Source organism: Pseudoroseomonas cervicalis ATCC 49957 (assembly GCF_000164635.1).
GTDB lineage: Bacteria > Pseudomonadota > Alphaproteobacteria > Acetobacterales > Acetobacteraceae > Pseudoroseomonas > Pseudoroseomonas cervicalis.
Genome location: NZ_GG770874.1, coordinates 1 through 1,771, shown reverse-complemented (window position 1 = coordinate 1,771; position 1,771 = coordinate 1). Strand labels below are relative to the sequence as shown.

The window sequence follows — 1,771 nt, the reverse complement described above, 5'->3', positions numbered from 1 at the left end:
CGGCGCGGCTGAACGCCGACTGGCCCGGCTTCCGCAGCCTGCTGCCGATGACGGCGCGCCGCGCCTCCTCCCTGCAGGGCGACCCGCGCGAGGCGCTGCGCGGCATCAGCGAGGACTGGGCCAGCCCCGCCCCCTGGGCCGCCATCCGCCGCGCCGGCGGGCCGTATTCCGATTTCAACCTGCTCGCCGTGCTGGACCTGAAGCGCGACGCCGCCGGCGCCATCGGCGCCGCCCCCGAGCAGGAACGAATCTTCCGCGCCATCCTGTGGCGCACGCTGTGGATCGGCGCGCTGGCGACGCTGATCTGCCTGGCCATCGGCTATCCGCTGGCCTGGCTGATCGCGACCGCCCCGCCGCGCTGGGCGCCCTGGCTGCTGGGCGGCGTGCTGCTGCCCTTCTGGACCAGCCTGATCGTGCGCACCGCCGCCTGGACCGTGCTGCTGCAGCGCGAGGGCGTGGTGAACGCCACCCTCTCCGCCCTGCAGGTCACGGCCGAGCCGCTGCCGCTGCTCTACAATCGCGGCGCGGTGCTGCTGGCCATGGTGCATATCCTGCTGCCCTTCATGGTGCTGCCCATCTACGCCAGCCTGAAGGCGCTGGACTGGCGGCTGCCGCGCGCGGCGCTGTCGCTCGGCGCCACGCCGCTCACCGCCTTTCTGCGCGTGTCGCTGCCGCTTTCCCTGCCCGGGGTCGGCGCCGGCTGCCTGCTGGTGTTCATCCAGGCGCTGGGCTTCTACGTCACGCCCGCGCTGCTGGGTGGCGCCAATGACCAGATGGTGCCCTATTTCGTGGCCTTCTACGCCTCCCGCACCGTCAATTGGGGCATGGCGGCGGCGCTGTCGCTGCTGCTGCTGGCCGCCGTCGCGCTGGTGGTCGCGCTCTATGCCCGGCTGGTCGGCTTCGGCAAGGTGAAGACGGCATGAAGGCGCCGCGCATCCTGCTCTGGCTGGTGGGGCTGCTCGCCATCCTGTTCCTGCTGACGCCGGTGCTGGCGGTGCTGCCGCTCTCCTTCTCCGCCGGTTCCTTCCTGTTCTATCCGCTGCCCGGCCTGTCGCTGCGCTGGTACGCGGATTTCTGGGCCTCGGATTTCTGGCTGCCGGCGCTGTGGAACAGCCTGCGCGTCGGCGCGGGCGCCGCGCTGGTGGCCGGCAGCCTGGGCACGCTGGCGGCCTTCGGCCTGTGGCGCGCCCCCTTCCCCGGCAAGACGCTGGTGATGGCGGTGCTGCTGGCGCCGATGGTGGTGCCGGCGATCATCGTCGCCGTCGCGCTGCTGCTGGCCTTCGGGCCGCTTGGCCTGACCAATTCCTTCACCGGCCTGGTGCTGGGCCATGCGGCGCTCGGCGCGCCCTTCGTGGTGGTGACGGTGCTGGCCGCCCTGCAGCAATTCGATGCGGTGCAGCTGCGCGCCGCGGCCTCCTGCGGCGCCTCGCCCGCGCGGGCCTTCTGGCGGGTCTGCCTGCCGCAGATCATGCCGGGCGTCGCCGCCGGCGGGGTCTTCGCCTTCGCCACCTCGCTGGACGAGGTGGCGATCGCCCTGTTCATCGCCGGGCCGGCGCAGCGCACCCTGCCGCGGCAGATGTTCTCCGGGCTGAACGATTCCATCAGCCTGACGATCATGGCCGCGGCGATGATCCTGGTGCTGATCTCGGTGGTGCTGCTGGTGGCGGTGACGCTGTTGAAGAGAAAACAGGGCTAAGGGTTCTTTTTTAGAAAAAAGAACCAAAAAACTTTTTTCAGTTGGCGTCCCGCCTCAGGCCTGAAGCGGAACGCC

General features: G+C 70.9%; 2 protein-coding genes. Both read left to right on the top strand.

Features of this window, described 5'->3' with window-relative positions; genetic code table 11:
• A partial coding sequence (locus tag HMPREF0731_RS19875) for an ABC transporter permease (RefSeq protein ID WP_007006008.1) occupies positions 1-923 on the top strand: 923 nt, incomplete at its 5' end.
• Positions 920-1,696: an ABC transporter permease gene (locus tag HMPREF0731_RS19870; RefSeq protein ID WP_007006007.1), complete on the top strand. Its 777-nt coding sequence runs from the start codon at positions 920-922 to the stop codon at positions 1,694-1,696. The genes HMPREF0731_RS19875 and HMPREF0731_RS19870, both read left to right, overlap by 4 nt.
• Positions 1,697-1,771 lie beyond the last annotated feature (75 nt).

Bases quoted from the DNA above. Each gene is read 5' to 3' on its own strand.
- HMPREF0731_RS19870 (WP_007006007.1), top strand. From the start codon at position 920: ATGAAGGCGCCGCGCATCCTGCTCTGGCTGGTGGGGCTGCTCGCCATC.